25 protein-coding genes are annotated in these 23,852 nt (G+C 69.7%); 15 read left to right on the top strand and 10 right to left on the bottom strand.

Annotated elements, in window-relative coordinates:
• Nucleotides 1-15: 15 nt before the first annotated feature.
• From ACFXB5_RS29075 to ACFXB5_RS29060, 4 genes are read right to left on the bottom strand one after another with little or no spacing between them, the layout of a single operon-like run.
• Entirely contained in the window at nt 16-147 is a 132-nt protein-coding gene (locus ACFXB5_RS29075) for a hypothetical protein (RefSeq protein ID WP_385213002.1), read from the bottom strand.
• Nucleotides 144-1,085: a carbohydrate ABC transporter permease gene (locus ACFXB5_RS29070; protein ID WP_385212999.1), complete on the bottom strand. Its 942-nt coding sequence runs from the start codon at nt 1,083-1,085 to the stop codon at nt 144-146. Before ACFXB5_RS29070 ends, ACFXB5_RS29075 begins: the two co-directional genes overlap by 4 nt.
• On the bottom strand, nt 1,082-2,437 hold the full coding sequence (locus tag ACFXB5_RS29065) for an ABC transporter substrate-binding protein (RefSeq protein ID WP_385212996.1): 1,356 nt from the start codon (nt 2,435-2,437) through the stop codon (nt 1,082-1,084). The genes ACFXB5_RS29070 and ACFXB5_RS29065 overlap by 4 nt, the downstream gene beginning before the upstream one ends.
• On the bottom strand, nt 2,434-3,561 hold the full coding sequence (locus ACFXB5_RS29060) for an exo-alpha-sialidase (RefSeq protein WP_385212993.1): 1,128 nt from the start codon (nt 3,559-3,561) through the stop codon (nt 2,434-2,436). Before ACFXB5_RS29060 ends, ACFXB5_RS29065 begins: the two co-directional genes overlap by 4 nt.
• Nucleotides 3,562-3,822: 261 nt before the next feature.
• On the opposite strand from ACFXB5_RS29060, the gene ACFXB5_RS29055 reads away from it, so the two are divergent.
• From ACFXB5_RS29055 to ACFXB5_RS29045, 3 genes are all read left to right on the top strand, one after another.
• Nucleotides 3,823-4,428, top strand: a complete 606-nt coding sequence (locus tag ACFXB5_RS29055; protein ID WP_385212990.1) for a hypothetical protein — start codon at nt 3,823-3,825, stop codon at nt 4,426-4,428.
• Nucleotides 4,429-4,585: 157 nt separating this feature from the next.
• Nucleotides 4,586-4,801: a hypothetical protein gene (locus ACFXB5_RS29050; protein ID WP_385212987.1), complete on the top strand. Its 216-nt coding sequence runs from the start codon at nt 4,586-4,588 to the stop codon at nt 4,799-4,801.
• Complete coding sequence (locus ACFXB5_RS29045; RefSeq protein WP_385212985.1) at nt 4,791-5,462, top strand: hypothetical protein; 672 nt, start codon at nt 4,791-4,793, stop codon at nt 5,460-5,462. The genes ACFXB5_RS29050 and ACFXB5_RS29045 overlap by 11 nt, the downstream gene beginning before the upstream one ends.
• A gap of 65 nt (nt 5,463-5,527) precedes the next feature.
• Here the strand turns inward: ACFXB5_RS29045 and ACFXB5_RS29040 are convergent, their stop codons facing one another.
• Nucleotides 5,528-5,752, bottom strand: a complete 225-nt coding sequence (locus tag ACFXB5_RS29040) for a hypothetical protein (RefSeq protein WP_020871893.1) — start codon at nt 5,750-5,752, stop codon at nt 5,528-5,530.
• Nucleotides 5,753-5,824: 72 nt separating this feature from the next.
• On the opposite strand from ACFXB5_RS29040, the gene map reads away from it, so the two are divergent.
• On the top strand, nt 5,825-6,682 hold the full coding sequence (gene map, locus ACFXB5_RS29035; protein WP_385212982.1) for a type I methionyl aminopeptidase: 858 nt from the start codon (nt 5,825-5,827) through the stop codon (nt 6,680-6,682).
• 149 nt (nt 6,683-6,831) lie between these two features.
• A complete protein-coding gene (locus ACFXB5_RS29030) occupies nt 6,832-7,476 on the top strand; it encodes a heme oxygenase (biliverdin-producing) (RefSeq protein ID WP_385212979.1) in 645 nt (214 codons plus the stop codon).
• Nucleotides 7,477-7,645: 169 nt separating this feature from the next.
• Here ACFXB5_RS29030 and ACFXB5_RS29025 read toward each other — a convergent pair whose 3' ends face one another.
• Entirely contained in the window at nt 7,646-9,928 is a 2,283-nt protein-coding gene (locus ACFXB5_RS29025; protein WP_385212976.1) for an ATP-binding protein, read from the bottom strand.
• A 365-nt stretch (nt 9,929-10,293) separates the two neighbouring features.
• A complete protein-coding gene (locus ACFXB5_RS29020; RefSeq protein ID WP_385212973.1) occupies nt 10,294-10,617 on the bottom strand; it encodes a DUF397 domain-containing protein in 324 nt (107 codons plus the stop codon).
• A gap of 368 nt (nt 10,618-10,985) precedes the next feature.
• On the opposite strand from ACFXB5_RS29020, the gene ACFXB5_RS29015 reads away from it, so the two are divergent.
• A complete protein-coding gene (locus ACFXB5_RS29015; protein ID WP_385212971.1) occupies nt 10,986-14,186 on the top strand; it encodes a tetratricopeptide repeat protein in 3,201 nt (1,066 codons plus the stop codon).
• A 303-nt stretch (nt 14,187-14,489) separates the two neighbouring features.
• On the opposite strand, the gene ACFXB5_RS29010 is transcribed toward ACFXB5_RS29015, so the two are convergent.
• Together ACFXB5_RS29010 and ACFXB5_RS29005 are read right to left on the bottom strand one after the other, a co-directional pair.
• A complete protein-coding gene (locus tag ACFXB5_RS29010; RefSeq protein WP_385212968.1) occupies nt 14,490-15,029 on the bottom strand; it encodes a GNAT family N-acetyltransferase in 540 nt (179 codons plus the stop codon).
• Nucleotides 15,014-16,003 carry a hypothetical protein gene (locus ACFXB5_RS29005; protein WP_385212966.1) on the bottom strand — a complete coding sequence of 330 codons (990 nt, stop codon included), beginning with the start codon at nt 16,001-16,003 and terminating at the stop codon, nt 15,014-15,016. The genes ACFXB5_RS29010 and ACFXB5_RS29005 overlap by 16 nt, the downstream gene beginning before the upstream one ends.
• A gap of 427 nt (nt 16,004-16,430) precedes the next feature.
• On the opposite strand from ACFXB5_RS29005, the gene ACFXB5_RS29000 reads away from it, so the two are divergent.
• The 9 genes from ACFXB5_RS29000 (at nt 16,431) to ACFXB5_RS28960 (ending at nt 22,823) form a co-directional block, all read left to right on the top strand.
• On the top strand, nt 16,431-16,844 hold the full coding sequence (locus ACFXB5_RS29000) for an ATP-binding protein (RefSeq protein WP_385212963.1): 414 nt from the start codon (nt 16,431-16,433) through the stop codon (nt 16,842-16,844).
• An 85-nt stretch (nt 16,845-16,929) separates the two neighbouring features.
• Entirely contained in the window at nt 16,930-17,112 is a 183-nt protein-coding gene (locus tag ACFXB5_RS28995; protein WP_201857001.1) for a hypothetical protein, read from the top strand.
• Entirely contained in the window at nt 17,109-17,255 is a 147-nt protein-coding gene (locus ACFXB5_RS28990) for a hypothetical protein (RefSeq protein ID WP_201857000.1), read from the top strand. The genes ACFXB5_RS28995 and ACFXB5_RS28990 overlap by 4 nt, the downstream gene beginning before the upstream one ends.
• A 259-nt stretch (nt 17,256-17,514) precedes the next feature.
• Complete coding sequence (locus tag ACFXB5_RS28985; RefSeq protein ID WP_269146384.1) at nt 17,515-17,643, top strand: hypothetical protein; 129 nt, start codon at nt 17,515-17,517, stop codon at nt 17,641-17,643.
• A gap of 91 nt (nt 17,644-17,734) precedes the next feature.
• Nucleotides 17,735-18,223 carry a hypothetical protein gene (locus ACFXB5_RS28980; RefSeq protein ID WP_201856999.1) on the top strand — a complete coding sequence of 163 codons (489 nt, stop codon included), beginning with the start codon at nt 17,735-17,737 and terminating at the stop codon, nt 18,221-18,223.
• A gap of 286 nt (nt 18,224-18,509) precedes the next feature.
• Complete coding sequence (gene efeO / locus ACFXB5_RS28975) at nt 18,510-19,643, top strand: iron uptake system protein EfeO (RefSeq protein WP_385212958.1); 1,134 nt, start codon at nt 18,510-18,512, stop codon at nt 19,641-19,643.
• Between the two features lie 11 nt (nt 19,644-19,654).
• On the top strand, nt 19,655-20,914 hold the full coding sequence (gene efeB, locus ACFXB5_RS28970) for an iron uptake transporter deferrochelatase/peroxidase subunit (RefSeq protein WP_385212955.1): 1,260 nt from the start codon (nt 19,655-19,657) through the stop codon (nt 20,912-20,914).
• A 75-nt stretch (nt 20,915-20,989) separates the two neighbouring features.
• The gene (gene efeU / locus ACFXB5_RS28965; protein ID WP_385212953.1) at nt 20,990-21,967 is read left to right on the top strand and encodes an iron uptake transporter permease EfeU; all 978 of its coding nucleotides are present in this window, start codon (nt 20,990-20,992) and stop codon (nt 21,965-21,967) included.
• Nucleotides 21,918-22,823: a hypothetical protein gene (locus ACFXB5_RS28960; RefSeq protein ID WP_385212951.1), complete on the top strand. Its 906-nt coding sequence runs from the start codon at nt 21,918-21,920 to the stop codon at nt 22,821-22,823. The genes efeU and ACFXB5_RS28960 overlap by 50 nt, the downstream gene beginning before the upstream one ends.
• Nucleotides 22,824-23,011: 188 nt before the next feature.
• Here the strand turns inward: ACFXB5_RS28960 and ACFXB5_RS28955 are convergent, their stop codons facing one another.
• A complete protein-coding gene (locus ACFXB5_RS28955; protein ID WP_385212948.1) occupies nt 23,012-23,749 on the bottom strand; it encodes a bifunctional DNA primase/polymerase in 738 nt (245 codons plus the stop codon).
• Nucleotides 23,750-23,852: the final 103 nt, after the last annotated feature.

Here is a 23,852-nt window from a genome sequence, read left to right as displayed (position 1 = left end):
CGCCGCTCTATTTTGTTAATACCACACCGACCGGGGCGGGGCGCGGGCGGGGGCGGGGCGGGCCCCCGCCCGGGCGGCGCCCCGTCCCGAGGGCCCGCCGGGCTCGCCCGCGACCACGCCGCCGGCCAGGTCGTTCGCCTCGCTCATCCGCTCTCGCCGTCCTTCCCCCGCTGCCCCACGAGCCTCAGGAAGCCGAAGGACAGCACGCAGGCGACGACGGCGAGCAGTACCGCCTCGGCCGCCGCGATGTGCTGGTTGTTGCTGGTGAACGCCTCGTTGTAGGCGGCCAGATTGGGGGTGTAGCCGGAGTCGATGGAGTTGCTCAGCGGTTTGAGCACCTTCGGTTCGGCGAAGAGCTGGAGGGTGCCGATGAGGCTGAAGACGGTGGTGAGCACGAGCGCGGGCCGGATCAGCGGGAGTTTGATGTGCCGGGCCACCTGCCAGGCGCTCGCCCCGTCGATCCGCGCCGCCTCGTACAGCTCGCCGGGGACGGCCTTGAGCTGGGCGATCAGCACCAGCATGTTGTAGCCGGTGAACTGCCAGGTGACGATGTTGGCGATCGACCACAGGACCGCCCCGCGGCCCAGGAAGTCCACGTTCCAGCCCACCGAATGGGCCATCTCCACCAGCGGGCTGATCCCGGGGACGTAGAGGAAGCCCCACAGGATCGAGGCGATCACACCGGGCACCCCGTACGGCAGGAAGAAGGCGGTCCGGAAGAAGCCGACCCAGCGCGCGGACGCCGCGTCCAGCAGCAGTGCGAGCCCGGTGGCGAAGGCGATCATCACCGGGATCTGGACGGCGCCGAAGAGCAGCACCCGCCCGAAGCCCGCCGTGAACCGGTCGTCCTCCAGGGCGTGGGCGTAGTTGGACAGCCCCGCCCACACCTGCTTGGTCTCCCCACCCAGGCCGAGCGGCCCGGTGCGCTCGACCTTCAGCAGGCTCTCGTAGAGGGCGTAGCCGATCGGGGCGATGAAGCACAGCAGGAAGAGCGCGAGGAAGGGCAGCAGGAACCCGGACGCCGCCCGGGCGCTGCGTGCCTCGGTCCTGGTGAGGCGGCGGGGGGCTCCTCTCACCCGCCTCACCCGGCCTTCACCTGGAGGCCCTTTTCCTTCAGATCGGTGATCGTCTGGCTCTGCACCTTCTTCAGCACGGAGCGGAAGTCGGACCCGTCCCCGATGGCCGCCGTGAAGGCGTCACCGAGCCGCTGGTAGAGGGTGTCCGTGGCGGGGCCCCACTTCCAACTGGTGTCCACGCCCTTGCTCGCCTCGTCGAAGACCTTGCTGTACTCCTGGCCGCCGAAGAAGTCCTTGTGCACATCGAGCTGGGAGGTGGTGTAGCCCTGCTTGGCGCCCGGGGTGCCATAGCCGTTCTCGATCAGGAGCTTGATCGACTCGGGGTCGGTGTTGAGCCAGACCGCGAAGGCCAGCGCGTCCTTGGGGTACTTGGTCTTGGCGAAGACCGCGGTGGTGGAGCCGCCCCAGTTGGCGTAGGCGGCGTCGCCCTTCTTCCACTGCGGCATGGGCACCACGCGCCATTTGCCCGCGGTCTTGGGGGCGTTGCCGACCAGCAGGGCGTCGCCCCAGCTGGCGCCGAGCCAGGCGGCCATGTCGCCGGTCTGGACATCCTTGTACCAGGCGTTCTGCCGGTCCGGGATGGTCTTGATGAGCTTCCGGCGGACCAGTCCGTACCAGTAGTCGGCGACCTTACGGGTGGCCTCGTCGTCGATGGAGACGGTCCAGGTGTCGCCCTCGGTGCCGAACCAGCGCGCCCCGGCCTGCCAGGCGAGCCCCGCGAAGCGGTTCCCGTTGGTGGCCGAGAAGGTCTCGATCCAGGCGCCCTTCTTACGGATCGCGGTGGCCGCCGCCTCGTACTCGTCCCAGGTGGCGGGCGGCTCTATGCCCCACTTCTCGAAGAGGTCCTGACGGATGAACAGGCCCATCGGACCGGACGCCTGCGGTACGGCGTAGACCGCCTTGCCGAAGACGGACTGCTGCCACTGCCAGCCGATGAACTTGTCCTTGTGGTCGGCGACCCCGTACTTGGTCAGGTCCAGCAGCCCGTTGTCGATGAGGAAGCTGGGCACCACCGGGTATTCGATCTGGCCGAGGTCCGGCGGATTGCCCGCCTTGATGGCGGCGTGCATCTTGGCGTACTGGGCGCCGTCGACGGCCGAGACCTTCTCGACCTTGACCCGCACCTCCGGGTTCTTGCTGTTCCACAGGGCGACGGGCTTGTCGATGCCCGGCACCCAGGACCAGAAGGTCAGGGTGATCTTCTCGCCCTTCTTGCGGTCCTTGGGCTCATCACCCCCGTCGCCGTCCGAGCCGCAGCCCGCGAGGGCGAACCCGGCGGCCGCGGCGGCGGCGCCGCCGAGGACCGCGCGGCGCGGCGTGCCGTGCGTCCAGATGTTCCGGTTTCTTGCGGTGTCGCTCATACCAGCTCCTCCATCGGAATGCGCCGGAATGTGATGGTCGAGTAGGCGCTGAAGTCGCCGGTCTCGTAGAGCAGTCCGACCGTGGCGTCGTCGAGCCGGACCAGATCGGAGTAGGCGGCGGGCAGGCCGTTCACGGTGTGTCCGGTCCGCCAGGTGACGCCGCCGTCAAAGCTGGTGCGGACGGTCATCAGCGCCCGGTACGCGGGGTCGGCGGGGCCGGAGAAGAGCAGCGCGTCCGGCTCGCCGAGGTGCAGCACGCTGCACTCCACGACGGGGGCGACCAGACCGGCCTGCGGCCGGAAGGGGAGGTCCAGGGTGGCGCCGCCGTCGCCGGAGTGGGCGTCGGCCCGGGTGCCGGGCGCGGTGGCGTCGGTGCGGGTGTTGAAGTAGACCCGCCCGTCGGGGAGTTGGGCGGCGGTGGTCTCGTTGACGTTGACGTAGCCGTCGGGGTTGTCGTCCACGTACCCGATCCGCCAGGTGGCGCCGTCGTCGTCGCTGAGCAGGTCGTGCCCGCCGTTGTACCGGCCCTCGGTGCCGTCGTCGCCGGGGACGGTCGGGGGCAGGGAGTGATTGCCGGGGATGACGATCCGGCCCGCGTGGGGACCGTACCGCAGCTGGAGGGCGTGGCCGGGGGTGGTGGCGTACCAGCGCCATTCGGGCCGTTTGGTGCTCGCGGTGATCTCGCGGGCCTCGCTCCAGCTCGCGCCGTCGTCATCGCTGTACGTCAGCCACACCCGCCGTCCGTCGGCCGCGCTCACCTCGCCGCGCCGGATCCGGTCCTCGGTGGCGGAGGCCGCGCTGCGGACGTGCACCAGCAGGACGCGGCCGTCGTTCGAGCCGCCGTCGAGGACGACTGGGGCGGGGTTGCCCGCCGTTCCGTCGCCATTGCGGGCCACGACCTGTAACGCGCCCCAGCTCCGTCCGCCGTCGGCCGACCGCTTGAGCACGAGGTCGATATGGCCGTCGTCGGCGGAGGACTCCACCCGGCCCTCGGCGAACGCGAGGACGGTGCCGTCGTGGGTCAGCACGACTGCCGGGATCCGGTAGCTCGCATAGCCCTCGGTCCCCGCCCGGAACGGAACGGACACCTCGTACGAGCGGGCCGCCCCCGTGTCGACTGCCATCAGACCTCCCGATGCCCCGTCGCAATCGAGTGCCGAGTCAGATAAATGGGACGTAGGATGTCCCTTGTGTGCGGCGACCTTAGGGTTTGCCTCACAGAGCGTCAAGAGACGGCGCATGAACAGTTGGAGACGCGAACGGAGGGCGTGTGGGCGCCGGGCGCGGGCCTGGTCGACGGCATGCCTGCCGCATATGCCCCGAACGGGTGAGCCGGGCCCGAATCGCGCCCGCCGGGGCGCGGGCCGGGGCAGGATCCGGATGCCATGGACGCCGTAAGGGTCACGCTGCTGCGCGAAGTCCTCGCCGGAACGGAATGGCTCCAGGCCACCCGCCGCTTCGCGGGCTCGCTACGGGCCTCGGTCGGACCGCGCGCGGGCGGACTGCTGCTGGTCGGCAGCGAGGCTTACGAACCGTGGCACCTGGCCGCGCACCTCGACGACGAGGCGGCCTGGTCCGGGCTGCCCGAGCTGTCCCCCACCCTCGTCCGCCACCGGGTGCCGGAGGGCACCGCCGTCCCCGCGCATCTGGCGGTCGGGCTCGGGCGGCTGGAGCGGGCGGGCCGCGGGGAGACCCTGCTGGTGGTCGCGCCGGGCGACCCCGGGGCCGGGCTGCTGGAGCGGGTGAACGACGCCCGCCGGGGCGGGGCGACCGTGCTCGCCCTCGACGGCGGCGACACCGAACTGCACGCCCTGGCCCATGACGCGCTCTCCACCCCCGAGGGCGGCGAACTCGACCTCGACACCCTCCAGCACCTGGTCAGCGCGGCCGCCGGGGAAAACAGCCTGCCGCGCCCGGGCCGCCGCCGCTTCCAGGACCGGCTGGCCCGGCTGGCGGAGCACTTGGCGGCGCCGCCACCGACGCATTGGTGAGGGCGCCCCCGCCGACGCCGTTCTCTCGGTCGACCACTCTGACCGGTAACAGTTCACCCAATCGGGGTATGTAACTGTCGGCGAGGTCACGAATACGGGATGCTGTCAGTGTCCCGCAGCACACTGGCAGGGTCAGAGGCCGTCCGGGGGGTAGACGATGAGTGTGACGATCAACGAGCAGTGGACGACGGATCACGACGACGACGTCGTGATCGTGGTCTCCGATGAGGAGTACCAGGCCGCTGCCCAGCGCGCGTTGGACGGGCTCGGTCTGACATACGCCGAGCTCGAAGAGCAGGCGAGCAGCGGCTACTTCACCTCCGCGCAGGCACACGCACTGTGGGTATCGATCGGCGGCACGGTTGACCTCTGAGCTCGAACGTCAGGCTCGTGCGTTCGCTCAGGAATTACAGAAGACGCTCAACGGGACGGTATGCCGGCACGTTCGCATCGCCGCCGTTCTCCGCCCCCGTTCCGAGGCGGGCCCCGTCTTCACTCTTGGTCACGGCCTGACCCGCATCAAACCGACCCAGCCCGAAGCCTTCCCGCTGCGCGTGGACAACAGGAGACCTCGCGCCTGGATGAACCTGTCTTTTCAGCTCCGCCTCGACGACGAGGGATCGCATCTGGCCGTGCACTCGTCGTATTGCGGAATCTTCGCCGACGAGGACCTGGAGACCTGCCTCTGCCAATTCGACTACGAACGGGGCAAGGACAAATACACCAGCGCGCATGTGCAGGTCTACGGTACGTCGCCCGCGTTGGAAGCGCTGAACGGCAGAGCCGACCAGAAGCGCACGCTCGACAAGCTGCACATACCGGTGGGCGGGAAACGGTTCAGGCCCTGTATCGAGGATGTCATCGAGTTCCTCATCACCGAACGGCTTGTCGAGGCGCATGAGGGCTGGGAGCAGAGAGTCGAAGAAGGCCGGGTCCGCTACCGCAGAGGCCAGCTCAAGGCCGCGATGCGGCGCCACCCGGATGTGGTGGAGGAGTACTTGCGGGACAGGCAACGCAAGGAGAAGCGCGACTGAGGTGTGGGGGTCCACTGAGGTGTGGGGGTCCACCGCGCAGCCTGTAGCGGGGACCCCAATCAGCCTCAGCCCGTCGCCGGGGGCTCGTCGTCGCGCCAGCGCGGGTCGTTCCGCCACTCCTCGTTGCGTTCGCGCGAGGTCTCCATCGCGCGGGCGGCCTCCTCCGGGGAGGCGTACGGGCCGAGGCGGTCGGCGGCGCGGCACTCCGGGCCCTCCTCGACCTTCTGGTGCTTGATGCAGTAGTACCACTCGCCGGGTTTGCCGGCGGTCCCTCTCCTGAACAGCGCCATCCCGGCCCCGACCTTCCGCTCGTACTCCCTTGCGGCCATGCTGCCCCATGCGCCGCCGATACACTCGCTGACATGTCTGGCCAGTCGCTTCTAGTCCCGGGGAAGCTCTCCCCCACCCGCACCGTCCCCGCCTCGATCCCGCGTCCGGAGTACGTCGGGAAGGAGGGCCCCACTCGTTACGACGGGCCCGAGGTCCAGGACGCCGAGACGATCGAGCGCATGCGGATCGCCGGGCGGATCGCCGCGCGGGCGATGGAGGAGGCCGCCAAGCTGATCGCGCCGGGGGTCACCACGGACGAGCTGGACCGGGTGGCCCATGAGTACATGTGCGACCACGGTGCGTATCCCTCGACGCTTGGCTATCGCGGGTTCCCCAAGTCGTTGTGCAGTTCGGTCAACGAGGTCATCTGCCACGGCATCCCCGACACCACCGTCCTCAAGGACGGCGACATCGTGAACCTCGACGTCACCGCCTACATCGGCGGGGTGCACGGGGACAACAACGCCACTTACCTGTGCGGCGAGGTGGACGAGGAGTCGCGGCTGCTCGTCGAGCGCACCCGTGAGTCGCTCAACCGCGCGATCAAGGCCGTCAGGCCGGGCCGCCGGATCAACATCATCGGCCGGGTCATCGAGTCGTACGCCAAGCGCTTCGACTACGGCGTGGTCCGCGACTTCACCGGCCACGGGATCAACACCTCGTTCCACTCCGGCCTGATCGTGCCGCACTACGACAGCCCGCACCACACCACCGAGATCAAGCCGGGGATGACCTTCACCATCGAGCCGATGCTGACGCTGGGCACCCATGAGTACGACATGTGGGAGGACGGCTGGACCGTGGTCACCAAGGACCGCAAGCGAACGGCGCAGTTCGAGCACACGCTGGTGGTGACCGAGACCGGGGCGGAGATCCTCACTCTGCCGTAGGGGCCGGGGCGGTTCGAAGATGTCTTGTGCCGGGGGCCGATTCTTCGGCGGCCGTTTTACCGACAGCTTGTCGGGAAAGCTATTGACGTAGGCAGTGGCCTCTACTTAGGTAAGGCTAACCTACACACCCCGGCCCCCGGAGGTCCACCGTGGAGTTCTCCGCCCTGATCCGCAATGCCTCACGGGAAGCGCACTCGGACGTCGGGAGCTCGTCGTTCATGAGCGACCTGCTCGGTGGGCGGCTGGGGGTGGCGGCCTACCGCCGCTACTCCGAGCAGCTGTGGTTCGTCTACCGCGCCCTGGAGTCCCCGGCCGACGCCCTCGCGGCGGACCCCGTGGCGGGCCCGTTCCTCCGGCCGGAGCTGGCCCGGCGGGCCGAGCTGGAGCGCGATCTGGCCCACCTCGGCGGGGCCGACTGGCGCAGCGGCCTCACCGCGCTGCCCGCCACGGCGGCGTACGCGGCGCGGGTCGCGGAGTGCGCCCGCGACTGGCCCGCGGGCTATGTGGCCCACCACTACACCCGCTATCTGGGCGATCTGTCCGGCGGCCAGATCGTCCGGGACACGGCGGCGAAGACCTGGGGCTTCGACCGTAAGGGCGACGGGGTGCGGTTCTACGTCTTCGAGTCGATAGCCAACCCGGCGGCCTTCAAGCGGGAGTACCGCGCGCTGCTGGACGCCCTGCCGGTGGACGACCTGGAGAAGCAGCGCGTGGTGGAGGAGTGCAAGCGCGCCTACGCGCTGAACGCGGGGATCTTCCGGGAGCTGGCCGAGGAGTTCCGGCTCAGCGCCTGAGGCACCGCATGCGCGAAGCCCGCGCCCACCGGGCAGGAGGATCGGTGAGCGCGGGCGACCGGTGCGGCGGCCATGCCGCAGCGGGCCGGGTCCGCACTGCTCCGCGCCGCGTCACGTACGGCTCACCCGCGCGCCACGAGGGGGCGCGCGGACAGGAACCGCTGTTGGGTCATCCGGTGGTCAGCTCCTGGAGCCGCTGGCGCAGGGCGGCAGCGGGCGGGTCGGTGAAGCCGTCGAGGAGGGCGAGGGCTTCGGCGCGGTGCTGGCAGGCATGTTCGGGCTGGTCATCAGCCATGCAGACGTCGGCAAGGTGGGCGAGGGCGTTGGCCAGGCCCCAAGGCTGATTCTGGTCGCGGAGGATGTGGGCGGCCGTGGTGTGGAAGTCGATGGCCTCCGTCAGACGGCCGAGAGCGCGCAGGGTCTGACCGATGCCGTCGTAGGCCAGGGCCTGGCCGGTGCGGTTACCGATGGAGCGCTGGAGCCTCTCACACACCCAGTACGCCTCAACGGCTTGCTCGTGACGGTTCTGTGCGTTCAGCAAGGTGGCCTGTTCGAGCCGGAGGGCTGCGTCGATGGTGACGAAGCTTGAGTGTTCCTGCAGCGAGAAGGCGTCCGCAAGATGCTCCTCGGCCTGGGCATATTGGCCTGTTTCCCGGGCGAGGCGGGCCAGAAGACGTAGGGCGTCGATGCGGAGAGAGTGATCGGCTCCGGTTTCCCGGTACACGGCCAGGGCTTGGCGGGTGAAGTGGGCGGCTTGATGGAGTTCGCCCAGGTCGGCGGCGGTGAAGCCGAGGTTGCACAGGACCACACCGGTCCAGTGGTGAGGGCCGTACTGCTGGTAGAGGGCCAAGGCCTGTTCCAGACGGGTACGGCTGGCGTCCAGTTCGCGGCGCCCCAGATGGACAAGGGCCAGGCCGTTGGCGGATTCCGCCATCCCGGCGTGGTCGTCGATGCGGGTACGGAGATCGAGCGCGGCCTGGTGGTGTTCGGTGGCTCGCACCAGTTGTCCGGAGTCTTTGTTCGCGATGCCCAGGGAGTTGTGCATGAGTGCCTGGGCCCGCTGGTCACCCAGCCGTCGGGCGGCCTCCAGCCCGATGTCGGCCATCGCCTTCCAGTCGTCGAAAACGCTGCGGGCCATGTGAATGCCGTGCAGAGCGGCCGGCAACTGCCACGCGATCTCCTCCAGTCCTGCCTGCGCGGCAGTTCGGGCGACGGCCAGGAGATTGGCCTGCTCGCCCTGGTGCCAGGCGAATGCTTCCTGCTGTCCGCCGAAGGCCATCACTGGTGCCGGGCCGGTCTGCTCCGGGGGCAGGATGGAAGGATCGAAGGTCTGGGCCGCCGCGCAGGCGGCATCGGCGGTGTAGAGGTACCAGCTGGCCAGGCGGTGGAACGCGGCGTGCTGGCCTTCGAGGGTCTCTTCCTGGTGGGCCTGGTCGGTGGCGTAGGCGCGCAGCAGGTCGTGGAACTGGTACCGGTCCGCCCCGATGGACTCGATGAGATGGGCACCCGCCAGGAGGTCAAGCAGGCTATGGGTCTGCCGGGGTTCCTGTTCGGTCAGGGCGGCGGCCGCATGAACCGAGATGTCCGGGCCCGGGTGCAGGCCAAGGAGTCGGAAGAGGCGGGCGGCGGGGGGAGGGAGGGTGCGGTAGGACCAGGCGAAGACGGTGCGTACCGCATCGGCCTCTTCCTCGTCGGGGCTGGAGAGCGCCTCCCACAGCGTCGACTCGTCCCGCAACTGCGCGGCCAGCTCGGGCAGAGCGAACAGCGGATGGGTGGCGGCGCGCTCGGCGGCGATCCGCAGAGCCAGCGGAAGACGCGCGCACAGCTGCGCCAGTTCGGCGATCTGACCCGGGTCGTCACCGGTGCGGTAGCCGCGGGTGGCCGCGGTGATCAGCTCGGCCGATTCCTGCTCGCTGAGCATGCCCAGGGTGATGCGGCGGGCGCCGTCGCGCACGGCCAGCCCGGACAAGCGGTGACGGCTGGTCACCAACGTCAGGCAACCCGTGGTGCCGGGGAGCAGCGGGCGGACCTGCCCGACGGTGGCGGCGTTGTCCAGCACCACCAGGACCCGCTTGTCCGCCAGCAGCGACCGGTACAGCTCCGCTCGCTCCTCCAGCCCGGACGGAACCGCCGGACCCGGAACACCGAGCGCGCGCAGGAACCGCTCCAGCACCGCAGCGGGCGCCAGCGGCGGCCCAGTGTCATAGCCGCGTAGGTTCACGAACAGCTGTCCATGAGGGAAGCGTCCGCTGATCCGGTGTGCCAGGTGTACGGCGAGGGAGGTCTTGCCCACCCCGGCAGTTCCGGCGATCACAACGACCGACACGACCCCTTCCGGACCTCCGCCGTCCTCGGGCAGCAGTTCGTCCAGCTGCGCGAGTTCGGCCGCCCGGCCGACGAAGCCGGACACATCGCCCGGGAGCTGACGCGGCACGGGAACCTCGGCACTCACCGGGGCGGGACTGTGGAAGTGAACACCACCGTGTACGTGTCCGGCCTGCACCACATCACGGGCCGCCCCGGACAGATCCGACCACACCCCACCACGCACTGATCCGCCTCCCGGCCCGCCGGGTAAGACATCCCCCATCCCCAGCCCTCCCCCTTCAGACCTCTCGGCGCCCAGCGCCGTGACAACAGCGGCCCAGTCTCTTCCGCTTCCCAACCTCACACACGCCGCCCCGTCTGTCACGACGGCCTGGACGGCGATGAGGGCTCCGGAGGTTCGGCCCAATTCATACTGAGTCGTACTCGGTCATGCTGAAAGGTGCTGTGGACCGGAATCGGCCCACAGCACCCTGACTACGCCCTGCTATATCAGGCGGGCATATTGAACTCGCCGTTCCACGCCCCGAGCAGGAACGCCTCCCACTCGGCCCGGTTGAATGTCACCATCGGGCCACTCCTGTCGTGAGTGTTACGCACGTGCGCCAGGCCCCGCTGGAAACGGACCTCCACGCAGTTGCCCCCGCCCCCGCTGAAGCTGCTCTTGAACCAGCCCTCGTCCGCCGGCGGGATCACCGTCATCGTGGTCATCGCCTTCTCCTTCCCCTCGCCCGGACCGCTCGCCCTGATGCGGCGCCCCGGTGTCCTCAGCACACCGGTGAGCGGATGGGTGAGGCCATGGTGAGGAGAGCTCACTCACCCCTCACTCACCACTCATCACGAGCCCAGGCACGCTCCGGCGAGACCGGCCGACCGCAGACGGTCCCAGCGCCTTCGGCCAGAGGCTCGACGGCGGCTCCGGGAACAGCCGCAAGCTCGCTGCGAGGCTGTGGTGCCCCAGCCCACGCAGCGGGTGCTCTGGTCACATCTGGGACAGGAATGCTCTGCTGCGACGGGAGAGGCGGTTCGCTCCGGTATTTGCTCCTGTGCGCTTCTGGTACGCGCCCCGTGCGCTGCCCAACGGTGGTCCGCCAAGGACACGCCTCCCGAGCACCGAATCCGCGTTCGCCGATCCGGCCCCGCCTGGGGCGCGTGACGGGGACCTGGACGGTAAGGGGCACGGCATGGATGCCACCGGCACATCACCAGACGACGAAGACCCGGTGGACCAACCCCGGCCGAACGCCCACCTGCGGCCCGTGCCAGACGAAGCCACCGACCCTCCGCTGCCCGTAGACGAACCGCACAGCCCACCGCCCGACCGCGCGCCGGGGAACTCGGTGCCGGTCCAGGTCGCGGACAGTGCGGGCGGTCCATTACGGCAGGCCGCCGAAGCGTTCGCGGCCGAACTGATCCGGCTGCGCACCGCCGCAAAGCTCTCCCAACTCGCCCTGGCCCAGCGCCTCGGGTATGACAAGACCTACGTCACCCATCTCGAACGCTGCACCCAGGCCCCCACCCAGCCGGTCGCCCGCCAGGCCGACGAGTTCTTCGGTTCCGGTGAGGCCCTGACGCGCCTCTGGCGCGCCTACCACACCGCCCGCACCGCCAGCCGACGCGAACAGTCACAGCGCCCCACCTCGCAGGCGCCGCCCCGGCCTGCTCCCGCCGCTCTGCACAGCACCCTGCCGCGCGACATCGCGGCCTTCACCGGTCGCGAGGGCGAACTGCATCGCCTCCTGCGCGCGGCCGAGGCGGGGCGGGCCCCGGTCATCAGCATCCACACGGTCGACGGCATGGCCGGGGTCGGGAAGACCGCACTGGTCACCCACGCCGCCCATCAGCTCGCGGCCCGCTACCCGGACGGGCACCGGTTCGTAGACCTCCACGCCCACACCGCCGGTCAGCCTCCCGCCGACCCTGCCGACGTCCTGGCCACCCTGCTCATCAGCATCGGCATCAGCCCCCAGAACCTGCCCGACAGCCTGGAGGAACGCGCCGCACTATGGCGGGACCGCTTGGCCGGCAGCCGGATGCTGCTGATCCTGGACAACGCCGCCAGCCCCGGCCAGGTCGAACCCCTCCTGCCCGCGTCCCAGGAGTGCCTGGTGCTGGTCACCAGCCGACGGCGCCTGATCGCCCTCGACGGCGCAGAACCCCTCCCCCTGGACACCCTGCCGCCCGACCAGGCCGCCCGCCTCTTCACCCGCCTGGCCCGCCGCACCCCCACCGACACCGAGCACAGCGCAGTCACCGAAGCCGTACGGCTCTGCGGCCACTTACCCCTGGCGATCACCCTGCTCGCCGGACGCCTGGCCCACCACCCCACCTGGGACCTCACCACCTTCACCGACGAATTCGCCACCGCACAGGATCGCCTGAGCGAACTGGAAACCAGCGACCGCGCCGTCGCCGCCGCCTTCGACCTCTCCTACCAAGACCTCCCACCCCACCTCCAACACCTCTTCCGCCACCTCGGCCTCCACCCTGGCCCCGACATCGACCCCTACGCCACGGCCGCCCTCACCGACGTCCCCCTGCCCCAGGCCCGACGCAACCTGGAAACCCTCTACACCGACCACCTCATCGAAGAACCCATCCCCCGCCGCTACCGCCTCCACGATCTCCTCCGCGAATACGCCCACACCCTCACCACCCACGACCCCACCGACACCCGCACCCAAGCCACCCAACGCCTCCTCACCTACTACACCCACACCGCCCAAACCGCCGACCACCGCCTCAGCAACGCCTCACGCCCCCACGCCCACCCCAAGATTGCCCCCGACGCAGCACCCGAACTCACCACCCGCGAACTCGCGCTCGCCTGGATGCGCACCGAACACCCCAACCTCTTCGCCTGCGCCCACCACACCACCGCCCACACCCAACCCACCCACCTCATCGCTCTCGCGGACGCCATGGCCGCTTACCTCCGCCAGCAAGGCCTCTGGGACCAAGCCATCACCCTCCACCACACCGCCGCCACCACCGCACACCACACCAACGACCGACTCGGCGAAGCAGGCGCCCTGCGGGACCTGGGCTGGGCGCGGCAACTGACGGGTGACTATGCGGGGGCGGGGGAGGTAGCCGGGCAGGCCCTGGAGCTGTGCCGCACCCTCGGAAAACGCCTCGGCGAAGCAGATGCCCTGCACGACCTGGGCCGGGTGCGGAAGCTGACGGGTGACTACGCGGGGGCGACCGAGCTGGCAGGCCAGGCCCTAGAGCTATACCGCACCCACGACGGCCGCCACGGCGAAGCCAACACCCTTTGGACCCTGGGACAGCTGCGAGGGTCGACGGGTGACTATGCGGGGGCGACCGAGCTGGTAGGCCAGGCCCTGGAGCTATACCGCACCCTCGACGACCGCCTCGGCGAAGCCAACGCCCTGTACGACCTGGGCGAAGTGCGGCGACTGACGGGTGACTACGCGGGGGCGACCGAGCTGGCAGGCCAGGCCCTGGAGCTATACCGCACCCTCGACGACCGCCTCGGCGAAGCCAACACCCTGCAGAGCCTGGGACAGCTGCGACGGTCGACGCGTGACTACGCGGGGGCGACCGAGCTAGCAGGCCAGGCCCTGGAGCTATACCGCACCCTCGACGACCGCCACGGCGAAGCCAACACCCTGCGGGAGCTGGGCTGGGTGCGGCAACTGACGGGTGACTACGCGGGGGCAGGGGAGCTGGTAGGGCATGCCTTGGAGCTGTACCGCACCCTCGGCGACCGCCTTGGCGAAGCCAACGCCCTTTGGAACCTGGACTGGGTGCGACGGTCGACGGGTGACTATGCGGGGGCGACCGAGCTGGCAGGCCAGGCCCTGGAGCTATACCGCGCCCTTGGAAACCGCCACGGCGAAGCCAACACCCTGCAGAACCTGGGACAGCTGCGACGGTCGACGCGTGACTACGCGGGGGCGACCGAGCTAGCAGGCCAGGCCCTGGAGCTATACCGCACCGTCGGAAACCGCCACGGCGAAGCACGCGCCCTGCAGAACCTGAGCCGGGTACAGGCCGAGTTGGGGAACTGTACCGCGGCGGCCGATCTCCTGGCCCGGTCACGGGCGCTGTTCGCGGAAGTCAGTGACACGCAGGGGGAAGCGGAAGCGCTGAACAGCACGGGCACCCTGCTCGCCCGCTCCGGGCAGCCGCAGCAGGCGATTGACACCTACCAGCAGGCTCTCCTCCTGGCTCGTCAGATCCGCAGCCCTCTGGACGAGGCACACGCCCTTGAAGGAACCGGCCGCTGCCAAGCACACACCGACACACAGGCCGCGATCATCAGCCTCCGTAAGGCCGTGACCATCTACCAACGCATCAGCGCCGCCGAAACAGCCACCGCCACCGACTACCTCACCCAACTGGAAGCCGGACAAGCCTAGGCCCGCCGTGCGCTGAGCTGAGGGGCGAGCAGAGGAGGCTGCCGAGCAATGGCGGCGTCAGGTCGCCCGCCTTCTCCGCGAGGACTGGTGATCTAACCGTGGAAGCAGAGGTGTCAGCAGGGTGGATCGGCCTGATCGGGGCCCCAGTCAGTGCGCGGGCGCTCTCCTGGGCGGATGGCTCCAGCAGTGACACCGGGCGAAGATTGCCAAGGAGGAACGGCGGGAGGCGTACTCCAGGAGTGCGGCAGAGGCTGGACTCAGCACCCTGCTGAAAGCCCAGCACCAACTTTCCCCGTTCTGGGTCTACTTCAGGGGCAGCTCGGCGAGCATGACGGCGAAGACCGGGGAGTCCGGGAAGGGCTGGCGCTCCCCCACCTTGCGGAAGCCCCAGGTCTCGTACAGGACCTGTACCCGGGGGTGTTCGGTGTCCACGAGCAGGACCACGAGATCCTCGTCCCGGTCTTCCATCAGCGCGCGGGTCAGCCGCTCGGACACGCCTTGCCTCCGCCACGCCGGCATGACGGCCAGTTCGGAGTACGAGAAGGTCCGGTGCTTCTCCGGCGCCGGGTCGAGGTGCTCGCGCCACCACTCGCGACCAGGGCTGCCGGGGGCGCCGTAGGCGAAGCCCACGGCCTTGTCGCCGTCGTACGCGATCACGCAGGCGAACCCCGGCTGGCCGCCCCAGTGGTCCACGAACCAGGGGAAGCGCTGGTTGAAGGGGTCGTCCATCTCGTCCGCGAGGGCGTCGGCGTGTACGTCGATGAGCGTCTGGCGGATCTCCGGGAGATCGGTGTGGGTGAAGTGTCGGACGTTCAGCCCTGCGGCGGTCACGCGCGGCTCCATTCGGTTCGGTAGCGGTCTCCCCACTCGCGCGCCACGGTGGCCTTCGGCGCGAGGGAGATCAGGTCGCGGTAGTAGTCCCCGAGGAGGGATCGCATGCGTCCGGGGATCGGGTGCCCGTCCATCAGGTCGAAGACGGTGGAGGCCGTGGCGCACGCCTGGTCGACATCGTGCTGGTGGAGCTGGGTCATGGCGAGCCGCGCGGTGGCCAGGGCACGGTTGCGGCGGAAGTGCTGGGGGATGTCGGCCAGGGCCTGGTGGGAGGCGGCCTCGGCCTCCACGGGCTGGCCGATCTTGTCCCGGACGATGGCCGTGAGGGCGAGCAGCTCGCCAGGTCCGTAGAAGACGGTCCAGATCGGCCGGGGATCATCCAAGGACGCCTTGCCCAATACCTCGTGGGCGCACCCGAGGGAGCGTAAGGCGGGCTGCCGCTCGCCCAAATTGGCGTGGGCGAGCGCCGTCCGGACGTGGGCCAGAGAGGCGTAGAACGGATCCCGCCGGGCGATGGCCGTCGCCTGGGCCGCATAGCCGCAGTCGACGGCCTCGGTGTACGCACCACGGTGGTGGGAGAGACTGGAGTACAAGTTCCAGACCTGCATCTCGGCAACGGGATCCTTGGCCATCCCGGCCAGATAGAGCGCCCGCTCCAGCAGGCCGCGAGCCCGGTCGGTGCGCTTGTCGTCGATGGCGGACCAGGCGGCCTGGCACGTGTAGGTGGCGGCCACACTGAACAGCCGCTGGCGGATGCGCTGGGAGGCGCCCAGCTTCTGCTTCTCCAGCGTCTCGGCCGCCCCGGCAAGGGCCCTGCGCTCCAGTTCGTCGTGACCTCCCCGTGTGGCATCCAGGGCCACCAAGGCGTCCAAGCCGGAACGGAGGCGGATGACTTCCGAGGTGCCTACGGAGTGTTGTGCGATGAGAGGAACGGCGACCGCAGCCGTCGTACCGGTGGTGGCCATCAGGAAGTTCCTGCGCCTCACGGGATCCTCCGGTTCTGTGGCGGGGCATCTTGGGGCCGGTGGGACGAATCCCAGTTCTTCGGCCGTACATCCGAATACTGCCCCTAAGGCTGCCCGCTGCCGAGAGTGCGGCCAACGGGTCTTTCCGGTCAGCCAGTTGCGAACCGTCCGGTCGCTGACCGTGCCTTCGTAGCCGTCGCGGTGCAGGTGAGTGTTTACCGCGTCCGCCAACCCAGCCTGGGTGAGCCCGCTCTCGCGCAGGGCGCTGATGAGGTATTCGTTCCCCTCCATGTACCCACCGTAGCGATGCGCGCCCCCTCCGTGAGGAGAGGCGGCCGAGAATTTCCGGCTGGGCGATGTGCATACCTGGGCGACATTTCCCTCTCTCGCGCGGCGAGCCGTCGTTCACTCGGACAAGGCCGCTCACTTCGCACCCACTGAGGTCCTGATGTCCGTGACCGCTACACCTCGCCCCACCGGGCACCCCGGATACTCCCAGACCATGCGCCGCGTACCGGAGAGCGCGGAGGCAGCCCGCAAGCTGGTGCGGACCGCACTGGCCGCCTGGGGGCAGGAGGGCCTGATAGAGGACGCCGAGCTGGTCATCACCGAACTGGTCTCCAACACCGTGGAACACGCCCGTCTGGAGTCGATCCGCGTCGTCGTCACCCGACCGTCCGAGAAGTTCGTTCGCCTCGGCGTCGTGGACCGGTCCCGCGATGTCCCCTACCTGCGGACGGACTCCAATGGCGACAACACCCGAGGCCGGGGGCTGCTGTTGGTCGATGTCCTTACGGACCGTTGGGGGACGGACCGGTACCGCTGGGGCAAGCAGGTATGGGGCGAGCTGAAGTGCGGTTGATCATCCGCAGCGTCGACTGCCCACAGCACGGCCGCCCGCGTGGCTCCAACGCGGCGTTCCGGGCCAGGCCGCAGGAGCGCTGCTGATGGCGGGCGGCGAGCAGACCGGGGTCGCCCTGCACGCTGAGGAGGCATGGCGAGCAGCCATCGAGCACGCTGCGAGTTGCCCGGCCTGCCGGACGCCCGGCGCCGTATGCGCGACCGGGGAGCGGCTGCTCAGCGTCTACGAGGAGGCAGCGCGCCTGGCTCGGGCAGAGGAGGGCACATGACGCGGCGCCGTCGGCGGTCGACCGCCGAGCGGACCGGGCTGCTCGCCTTCCGTGCCGCTCGCATGAGCCTGATGCTCTGCGTGGTTCCCGCGCTGCTGGCGTTCGCGGTCCACCTCTGCTTCGCGAGCACCCTCGCGCCATAAGCCGGGTGGGTCGCTGGTGGTCCGGGCCCCCGTACCGGACGACGGCCCCAGCGGCCCGCCCTCCAAGCCCCCTGCGGCAGGCACAGCCCAGGCGTAGCCGCCGCAGGGCAAGGCTCCGGCCCCGATTTGGGGATCGCAAAGCCGGAGTCCCCCTTCAGAAGAGCTCGCCCCGGCTCCCGCTTGCAGGCCAGTGGCCGGGACGAGCACCGCGCCATCGCGCGGGGACACCCCTGCGCGAGTGAACTCACAGGAGAACCCCATGCGATTACAGCATGCCGTCGTCCATCAGGACCCGGAAGACGGCGACACCATGCCGGACACCGACGCCCCGTCACCGAGCGGTGGGACGCCCGGCGACTCGGACGACGGCCGCCAGTACGCGAGATAACCAGCGTCAAGCGCCATAGCAGTCCGCCCCCTGGCCAGCTCTCCGCCCGGCCAGGGGGCGGGCCGCTCCCCACCACCAGGAGGTACCTCCGATGACCGCTCCGCCCCCACCCATGCCAGCCCACTGGCACTGCTACCGCTGGACCGGAGAGCGCCGCACCTACGACGACGAGTCCGCCCGGCGGCCACCACACCTCGTCGTACAGGACATCTCACCCCAGGAGTGGAAACAGATCGCGGCGGCCAGCCCCGCCTTCATGGCGAGCGACGTGCCCCCGCTGGAGGTACCGCACTGGCTGCTCCGCCCGGCCAGAATGATCAAAGCCACCTTCGAGGCACCCGACGAAGCCTCCGCCTGGTACAGAGACCAGGTCAGCGACTTAAGCCCGTCCTTCCTCACCGACCACGACAAGGCTCCCTCCCAGCAGGCCGAGTGGTTCGCGGCAGCGGATGACCGGCTCGGCTGGGGCGGCGATGTCGTCGGCGGGTGGTACCTGCGAGGTACTGGTTTCGCCTCGGTCCAGGTCGTCGCATGCACCGCGAACCGCATCCGCCCGACGATCCCGTGCCCGATGCGCTGACGCCTTCCGATCGGCCCGCCCGTTGCTGCCCCAGAGCACACAAGACATCAAAGACGGCATCGAAGCCGACATCCGACGAGCCGCGCCCATGAGAGGCGTGCGTCACTTTTCCCGGACTGCGAACCGCATCAAATCAGCCACCTTGACCAAACCTTTGCCATCCACAGGGTACTCCTTGACCTTACACGGGATCCACACAGGCAAGGCTCAGTTAAGTTAGGCCAGCCTTATCCGCCCCCCGCACGTCCGTCCTGTCCTGCCTGCCCTGATTCCGTCTGGAGCCCGTATGCGAGCCGCTCGCACCTCCGTTGTCGCCGCGATATCGGCACTGACGACGATCACCGCCGTCGCCGGATGCGCCCAGAAGTCCGACGCCAAGGACTCGGACGCCATCCAGGTCACCGCCTCCGACAGCGCGTGCGAGGTCTCCAAGACCTCCTTCCCCGCCGGGCATGTGAAGCTCGCGGTGGAGAACAAGGGCTCCAAGGTCACCGAGGTCTATGTCTACGCCCCGGGCGACCGGATTGTCACCGAGCGGGAGAACATCGGCCCCGGCACCAGCACCTCCATCAACGCCGAGATCAAGACCGGTTCGTACGAGATCGCCTGCAAGCCCGGGATGAAGGGCCACGGCATCCGCCAGAAGGTGTCCGCCACCGGCAAGGACAAGCCGGCCCAGCGCGACCCCAAGCTGGACAAGGCGGTGGCCGAGTACCGGACGTACGTCCAGAAGCAGGCCGACGACACGCTCCCCACGGTCCAGAAGTTCGCCGACGCGATCAAGAAGGACGATCTCGAGGGCGCCAAGAAGCTCTACGCCCCCTCCCGCGTCGGCTGGGAGCGCACCGAGCCGGTCGCCGAGTCCTTCGGCGATATCGACCCCAAGGTGGATGTGCGCGAGGACGGCCTGGAGAAGGGCCAGAAGTGGACCGGCTGGCACCGGCTGGAGAAGTCGCTGTGGCAGGCCAAGAAGATCACCGCGGCCGACCATGACCTCGCCGACCAGCTCATCAAGGACCTGAAGGACTGGCAGAAGCGCGTCGGCACCGCCGACATCACCCCCACCGGCATGGCCAACGGCGCCAAGGAGCTGCTGGACGAGGTGCAGACCGGCAAGGTGACCGGTGAGGAGGAGCGCTACAGCCACACCGACCTGGTGGACTTCAAGGGCAACGTCGAGGGCGCCGAGACCTCGTACAAGCTGCTCAAGCCCGTGGCTTCGAAGAACGACCCGGAGCTGGCCAAGGAGCTCGACAAGCAGTTCGCGGCCGTCGCCAAGCTGCTGGACCAGTACCGCGAGGGCGATGACTTCGTGTCGTACGACACCGTCTCGGAGTCCCAGCGCAAGAAGCTGTCCGACGCGGTCAACGCGCTCGCCGAGCCGCTCTCCCGGCTCGCCGCCGCCGTCGTCACCAAGTGAGGGGGCCGGGCATGACCGACGAGGCCAACACGGCTCCCTCGCGCCGGGCGCTGATCGGCTGGGGCGGCGCCGGGCTCGCGCTCGGCGCCGCGGCCGCCGGAGGCGCGGCGGCCGCGCTCAGCAGCGACGCGGACGACACCCGGACGGTCGCGGACAGCGGCGGCGCGGTGCCCTTCCACGGGGCGCACCAGGCGGGGATCGCCACCGCGGTGCAGGACCGGCTGCACTTCGCGGCGTTCGACGTCACCACCGACGACCGCGCCGAGCTGATCGCGCTGCTGAAGGAGTGGACGAAGGCGGCGGCCCGGATGACCCAGGGGCACGCGGTCGGCGGCGGCGCGGTGAGCGATCTGGCGGAGGCCCCGCCGGACGACACCGGCGAGGCGCTGGGCCTCAAGGCGTCCCGGCTCACCCTCACCATCGGCTTCGGGCCCACGCTGTTCAAGGACAAGAAGGGCAAGGACCGCTTCGGCATCGCCGACCGCCGCCCCGAGGCGCTGATCGACCTGCCCGCCTTCCCCGGCGACAACCTCGAACCGGCGCGCAGCGACGGCGATCTGTGTGTGCAGGCGTGCGCCGACGATCCGCAGGTGGCCGTGCACGCCATCCGCAACCTGGCCCGGATCGGCATGGGCAAGGTGGCCATCCGCTGGTCGCAGCTGGGCTTCGGCAAGACCTCCTCGACCACGCCGGACGCCCAGACCCCGCGCAACATGATGGGCTTCAAGGACGGCACCCGGAACATCGCGGGCACCGACACCGCCGCCCTGGACAAGCATGTGTGGGTGAGCGGCAAGGCGGGCCCGGCATGGCTGGCCGGCGGCTCGTACCTGGTGGCGCGCCGCATCCGGATGCACATCGAGACCTGGGACCGCACCTCGCTCAAGGAGCAGGAGGACGTCTTCGGCCGGGACAAGGGCGAGGGCGCGCCGCAGGGAAAGCAACGCGAGCACGACGAGCCCGATCTGAGGGCGATGCTGCCGGACGCGCATGTCCGGCTGGCGCATCCGGACTCCAACGGCGGGGCCCGGATCCTGCGCCGCGGCTACTCCTTCACCGATGGCACGGACGGTCTGGGGCGGCTGGACGCGGGGCTGTTCTTCCTCGCCTACCAGCACGACGTACGGGACGGATTCGTGCCCGTACAGCGGCGGCTGGCACGCACCGACGCGCTCAACGAATACATCCAGCACGTGGGTTCGGCGCTCTTCGCCGTCCCGCCGGGCGTCCGGGACGCGGACGACTGGTGGGGCAGGGCGCTGTTCTCCTGACGGACTGACTGACGGACTGACGGACTGACGGACTGACGGACTCCTCCAGGAACCTCGACAAGGAAGGCGAACCCCGTGTTCGGCAATTACCTGATCGGACTGCGCGAAGGGCTCGAAGCCAGCCTGGTGGTCTGCATCCTGGTCGCCTATCTGGTCAAGACCGAGCGCCGGGAGGCGCTGCGCCCGGTGTGGCTCGGGATCGCCGCCGCGGTGATCCTGAGCATGTCCTTCGGCGCGGCGCTGGAGTTCGGCTCGCAGGAGCTGACCTTCGAGGCGCAGGAGGCGCTGGGCGGTTCGCTGTCGATCCTGTCGGTCGGCCTGGTGACCTGGATGGTGTTCTGGATGCGGCGCACCGCCCGCCATCTGAGGTCCGAGCTGCACAGCAAGCTGGACGCGGCGCTCGCGATGGGCACCGGGGCGCTGGTGGCCACGGCCTTCCTCGCGGTCGGCCGGGAGGGCCTGGAGACCGCGCTGTTCGTGTGGACGGCGGTCCGGGCGAGCAACGACGGTACGGCGGACCCACTGATCGGCGTGATCCTGGGCCTGGTCACCGCGGTGGTGCTGGGCTGGCTGTTCTACCGGGGCGCGCTACGGATCAACCTGGCGAAGTTCTTCACCTGGACGGGCGCGATGCTGGTCGTGGTGGCGGCGGGGGTGCTCGCGTACGGCTTCCACGACCTCCAGGAGGCCGACTGGCTGCCCGGGCTGCACTCGCTGGCCTTCGACATCAGCTCCACCATCGCGCCGGACTCCTGGTACGGCACGCTGCTCAAGGGCGTCTTCAACTTCCAGCCGGACCCGACCTGGCTCCAGGTGTGGATGTGGGCGCTCTACCTGGTCCCCACGCTCGCGCTGTTCCTTCGCCCCGGTAGGGTGTCGCCGTCCACAGCAGCCCCCACGAATCGGGAGCCGGAGCCCCATGACACGCAGGTCGCCCCGTCGGCAGCTGACAGTTCCGACCGCAGCGGTGGTACTGACGCTGGGGATGACGCTCACGGGGTGCATGACGGTGCACGGCGAGCGGGAGAACATTCCGTCGGTGGACAAGGCTGAGGCGCCCAAGGCGCTCGAGCGGTTCACCGACACGTACAACAAGGCGTACCGGGAACTGGATCCGGCGCTGGCGCGCCAGGTGGAGACGGGCCCGCTGGAGGCCATCACCACGGCCGACCTCAAGGCCCAGCACGCGAGCTCGCCCGACGGCAACCCCAAGTACCCGTCGCTGGAGCTGTCCGACGTCACCTACCGCATCCCCAAGCAGGTGGGCTGGCCGAAGTTCTTCGTCGCGGACACCGACAGCAACCGCGACGACAACCGCTGGCTGTTCGTCTTCACCCGTGACGGTGCCGATGAGCCGTGGAAGGCCGCGTATCTGTCGATCCTCAGCCAGGACGAGGTGCCGGACTTCGCGACCGACAAGGACGGCTGGGCCAAGCCGGTCCGGGCCGCGGGGCCGGCCCCGAAGCTGGCCACCCGGCCGGACAAGCTGAGCCCGGAGTACGCCGACTACCTGATGACGGGCAAGGGCTCGGTCTTCGCCGACGGCCAGTCCACGTCGGGGCTGCGGGACACCCGGAAGAAGTACCTGCGCACACCGAAGTTCTGGACCGAGTACATCGACACCCCGGCGCAGGGCGCGCAGGACGCCCCGGTGGGGCTGCGCACCTCGGACGGCGGGGCGATCGTGTTCTTCACCTCGCACCACCGGCAGAAGCAGACCATGGCGAAGGGGTTCCGGCCCAACCCGGATCCGCAGATCAAGGCGCTGATGACGGGGGAGGCGAAGCGGGCGGTGACGCTGACCCGCATCGCGGAGTCGGCGGTACGGGTCCCGGCGAAGGACGCGGCGGACCCGAAGGTGGTCTTCCTCAACCGCCTGGAGGGCGTAACCGCGGCTAAGGGCGAATGAGGATGCGGGGGCACCCATCTCGCGGGGCGGAACGGGTTGAACAAGGTTGTGGGCAATCGTCCCTCCCCCAGCTAACGCTGGGAGGTGCCCCCTGGCGAGGGGGGTACCTCCCATGCCCTTAAGGCTATGGGGGAGGGTGGGCACAACCCACCCACCGGCCCGCACCCGACGACGAAACCTAAGACGGACTACCGCCCCATGGGCCAAGCAGCCGTCTCCTGATCCTGATCCTCGCCCGCGAAGCGGGCACACGCATCGGTGAGCGTCTCAAGCAAACTCAGCGGATCCGGCAGCGGCCGCTCCGGCCCGAGCACCCAGCCCACATGCCCGTCCCCCGGCAACCTCGCGGGCGGCATCAGCACATAGCTCCCCCGGCAATGCCACCGCAGCCCCGGATGCTCATCCATCGTCTCCGGATGGCAGTCCAGCTCACACGGCCACCACTCGTCCTCGTCGTCGGGCGTACCCCGGGTGGCCGTGAAGAAGAGCATCCGGCCCTGCCGGAGATCGCCACTGCTCGTGGCCACGGGCCCGACCTCGACCTCGGCCGCGCCCAGCCGCTCCAGGGCCAGCCGCCCCGCGTCCGCGGGTACGTCGAGCACATCGTGGACAATGCCGGTGGCGGTGATGAAGTTGGCCTGGGGGTCGGCGCGCAGCCACTGCTCGACCTTGTCCGGGTCCGTCGTCGCCTGGGTCGGCCAGGCGAACGAGACGGGGTGGCGGGCCGGGGTGGGGCAGCCGATGCGGTCGCAGGAGCAGCCGTAGCCGGAGGGGTACGCGGCCGGCGCGAGCGGGAATCCCGCGGCCGCGGCGGCCATGAGCAGGTCCTCGCGGACGCCCCCGGCGCCCGCTCCCGTGCCCTGGTCGCCGCCCGCTCCGCTCCTCGGCCGGCGCAGCCACTGGGAGAACCTGCCCTTGCGTTCCATCTACCGCCTCGCTTCACCGCCGGTACCGGCGGAACCGCCGGTACCCGATCAATGCTGCCACCATCCTGCTCCGGAAGTAGCCGGTGTCCGCATCCGGGGTGGG

Source organism: Streptomyces sp. NPDC059455, assembly GCF_042750115.1.
Taxonomy (GTDB): domain Bacteria; phylum Actinomycetota; class Actinomycetes; order Streptomycetales; family Streptomycetaceae; genus Streptomyces; species Streptomyces endocoffeicus.
The sequence above is the reverse complement of the archived record's forward strand: the minus strand, read 5'-3'. Positions and strand labels throughout refer to the sequence as shown.

Bases quoted from the DNA above. Each gene is read 5' to 3' on its own strand.
- ACFXB5_RS29075 (WP_385213002.1), bottom strand. From the start codon at position 147: ATGAGCGAGGCGAACGACCTGGCCGGCGGCGTGGTCGCGGGCGAGCCC.
- ACFXB5_RS29065 (WP_385212996.1), bottom strand. From the start codon at position 2,437: ATGAGCGACACCGCAAGAAACCGGAACATCTGGACGCACGGCACGCCG.
- ACFXB5_RS29060 (WP_385212993.1), bottom strand. From the start codon at position 3,561: ATGGCAGTCGACACGGGGGCGGCCCGCTCGTACGAGGTGTCCGTTCCG.
- ACFXB5_RS29055 (WP_385212990.1), top strand. From the start codon at position 3,823: ATGGACGCCGTAAGGGTCACGCTGCTGCGCGAAGTCCTCGCCGGAACG.
- ACFXB5_RS29050 (WP_385212987.1), top strand. From the start codon at position 4,586: ATGAGTGTGACGATCAACGAGCAGTGGACGACGGATCACGACGACGAC.
- ACFXB5_RS29040 (WP_020871893.1), bottom strand. From the start codon at position 5,752: ATGGCGCTGTTCAGGAGAGGGACCGCCGGCAAACCCGGCGAGTGGTAC.
- map (WP_385212982.1), top strand. From the start codon at position 5,825: ATGTCTGGCCAGTCGCTTCTAGTCCCGGGGAAGCTCTCCCCCACCCGC.
- ACFXB5_RS29015 (WP_385212971.1), top strand. From the start codon at position 10,986: ATGGATGCCACCGGCACATCACCAGACGACGAAGACCCGGTGGACCAA.
- ACFXB5_RS29010 (WP_385212968.1), bottom strand. From the start codon at position 15,029: ATGGAGCCGCGCGTGACCGCCGCAGGGCTGAACGTCCGACACTTCACC.
- ACFXB5_RS29000 (WP_385212963.1), top strand. From the start codon at position 16,431: ATGTCCGTGACCGCTACACCTCGCCCCACCGGGCACCCCGGATACTCC.
- ACFXB5_RS28995 (WP_201857001.1), top strand. From the start codon at position 16,930: ATGGCGGGCGGCGAGCAGACCGGGGTCGCCCTGCACGCTGAGGAGGCA.
- ACFXB5_RS28990 (WP_201857000.1), top strand. From the start codon at position 17,109: ATGACGCGGCGCCGTCGGCGGTCGACCGCCGAGCGGACCGGGCTGCTC.
- ACFXB5_RS28985 (WP_269146384.1), top strand. From the start codon at position 17,515: ATGCGATTACAGCATGCCGTCGTCCATCAGGACCCGGAAGACGGCGAC.
- ACFXB5_RS28980 (WP_201856999.1), top strand. From the start codon at position 17,735: ATGACCGCTCCGCCCCCACCCATGCCAGCCCACTGGCACTGCTACCGC.
- efeO (WP_385212958.1), top strand. From the start codon at position 18,510: ATGCGAGCCGCTCGCACCTCCGTTGTCGCCGCGATATCGGCACTGACG.
- efeB (WP_385212955.1), top strand. From the start codon at position 19,655: ATGACCGACGAGGCCAACACGGCTCCCTCGCGCCGGGCGCTGATCGGC.
- ACFXB5_RS28960 (WP_385212951.1), top strand. From the start codon at position 21,918: ATGACGGTGCACGGCGAGCGGGAGAACATTCCGTCGGTGGACAAGGCT.
- ACFXB5_RS28955 (WP_385212948.1), bottom strand. From the start codon at position 23,749: ATGGAACGCAAGGGCAGGTTCTCCCAGTGGCTGCGCCGGCCGAGGAGC.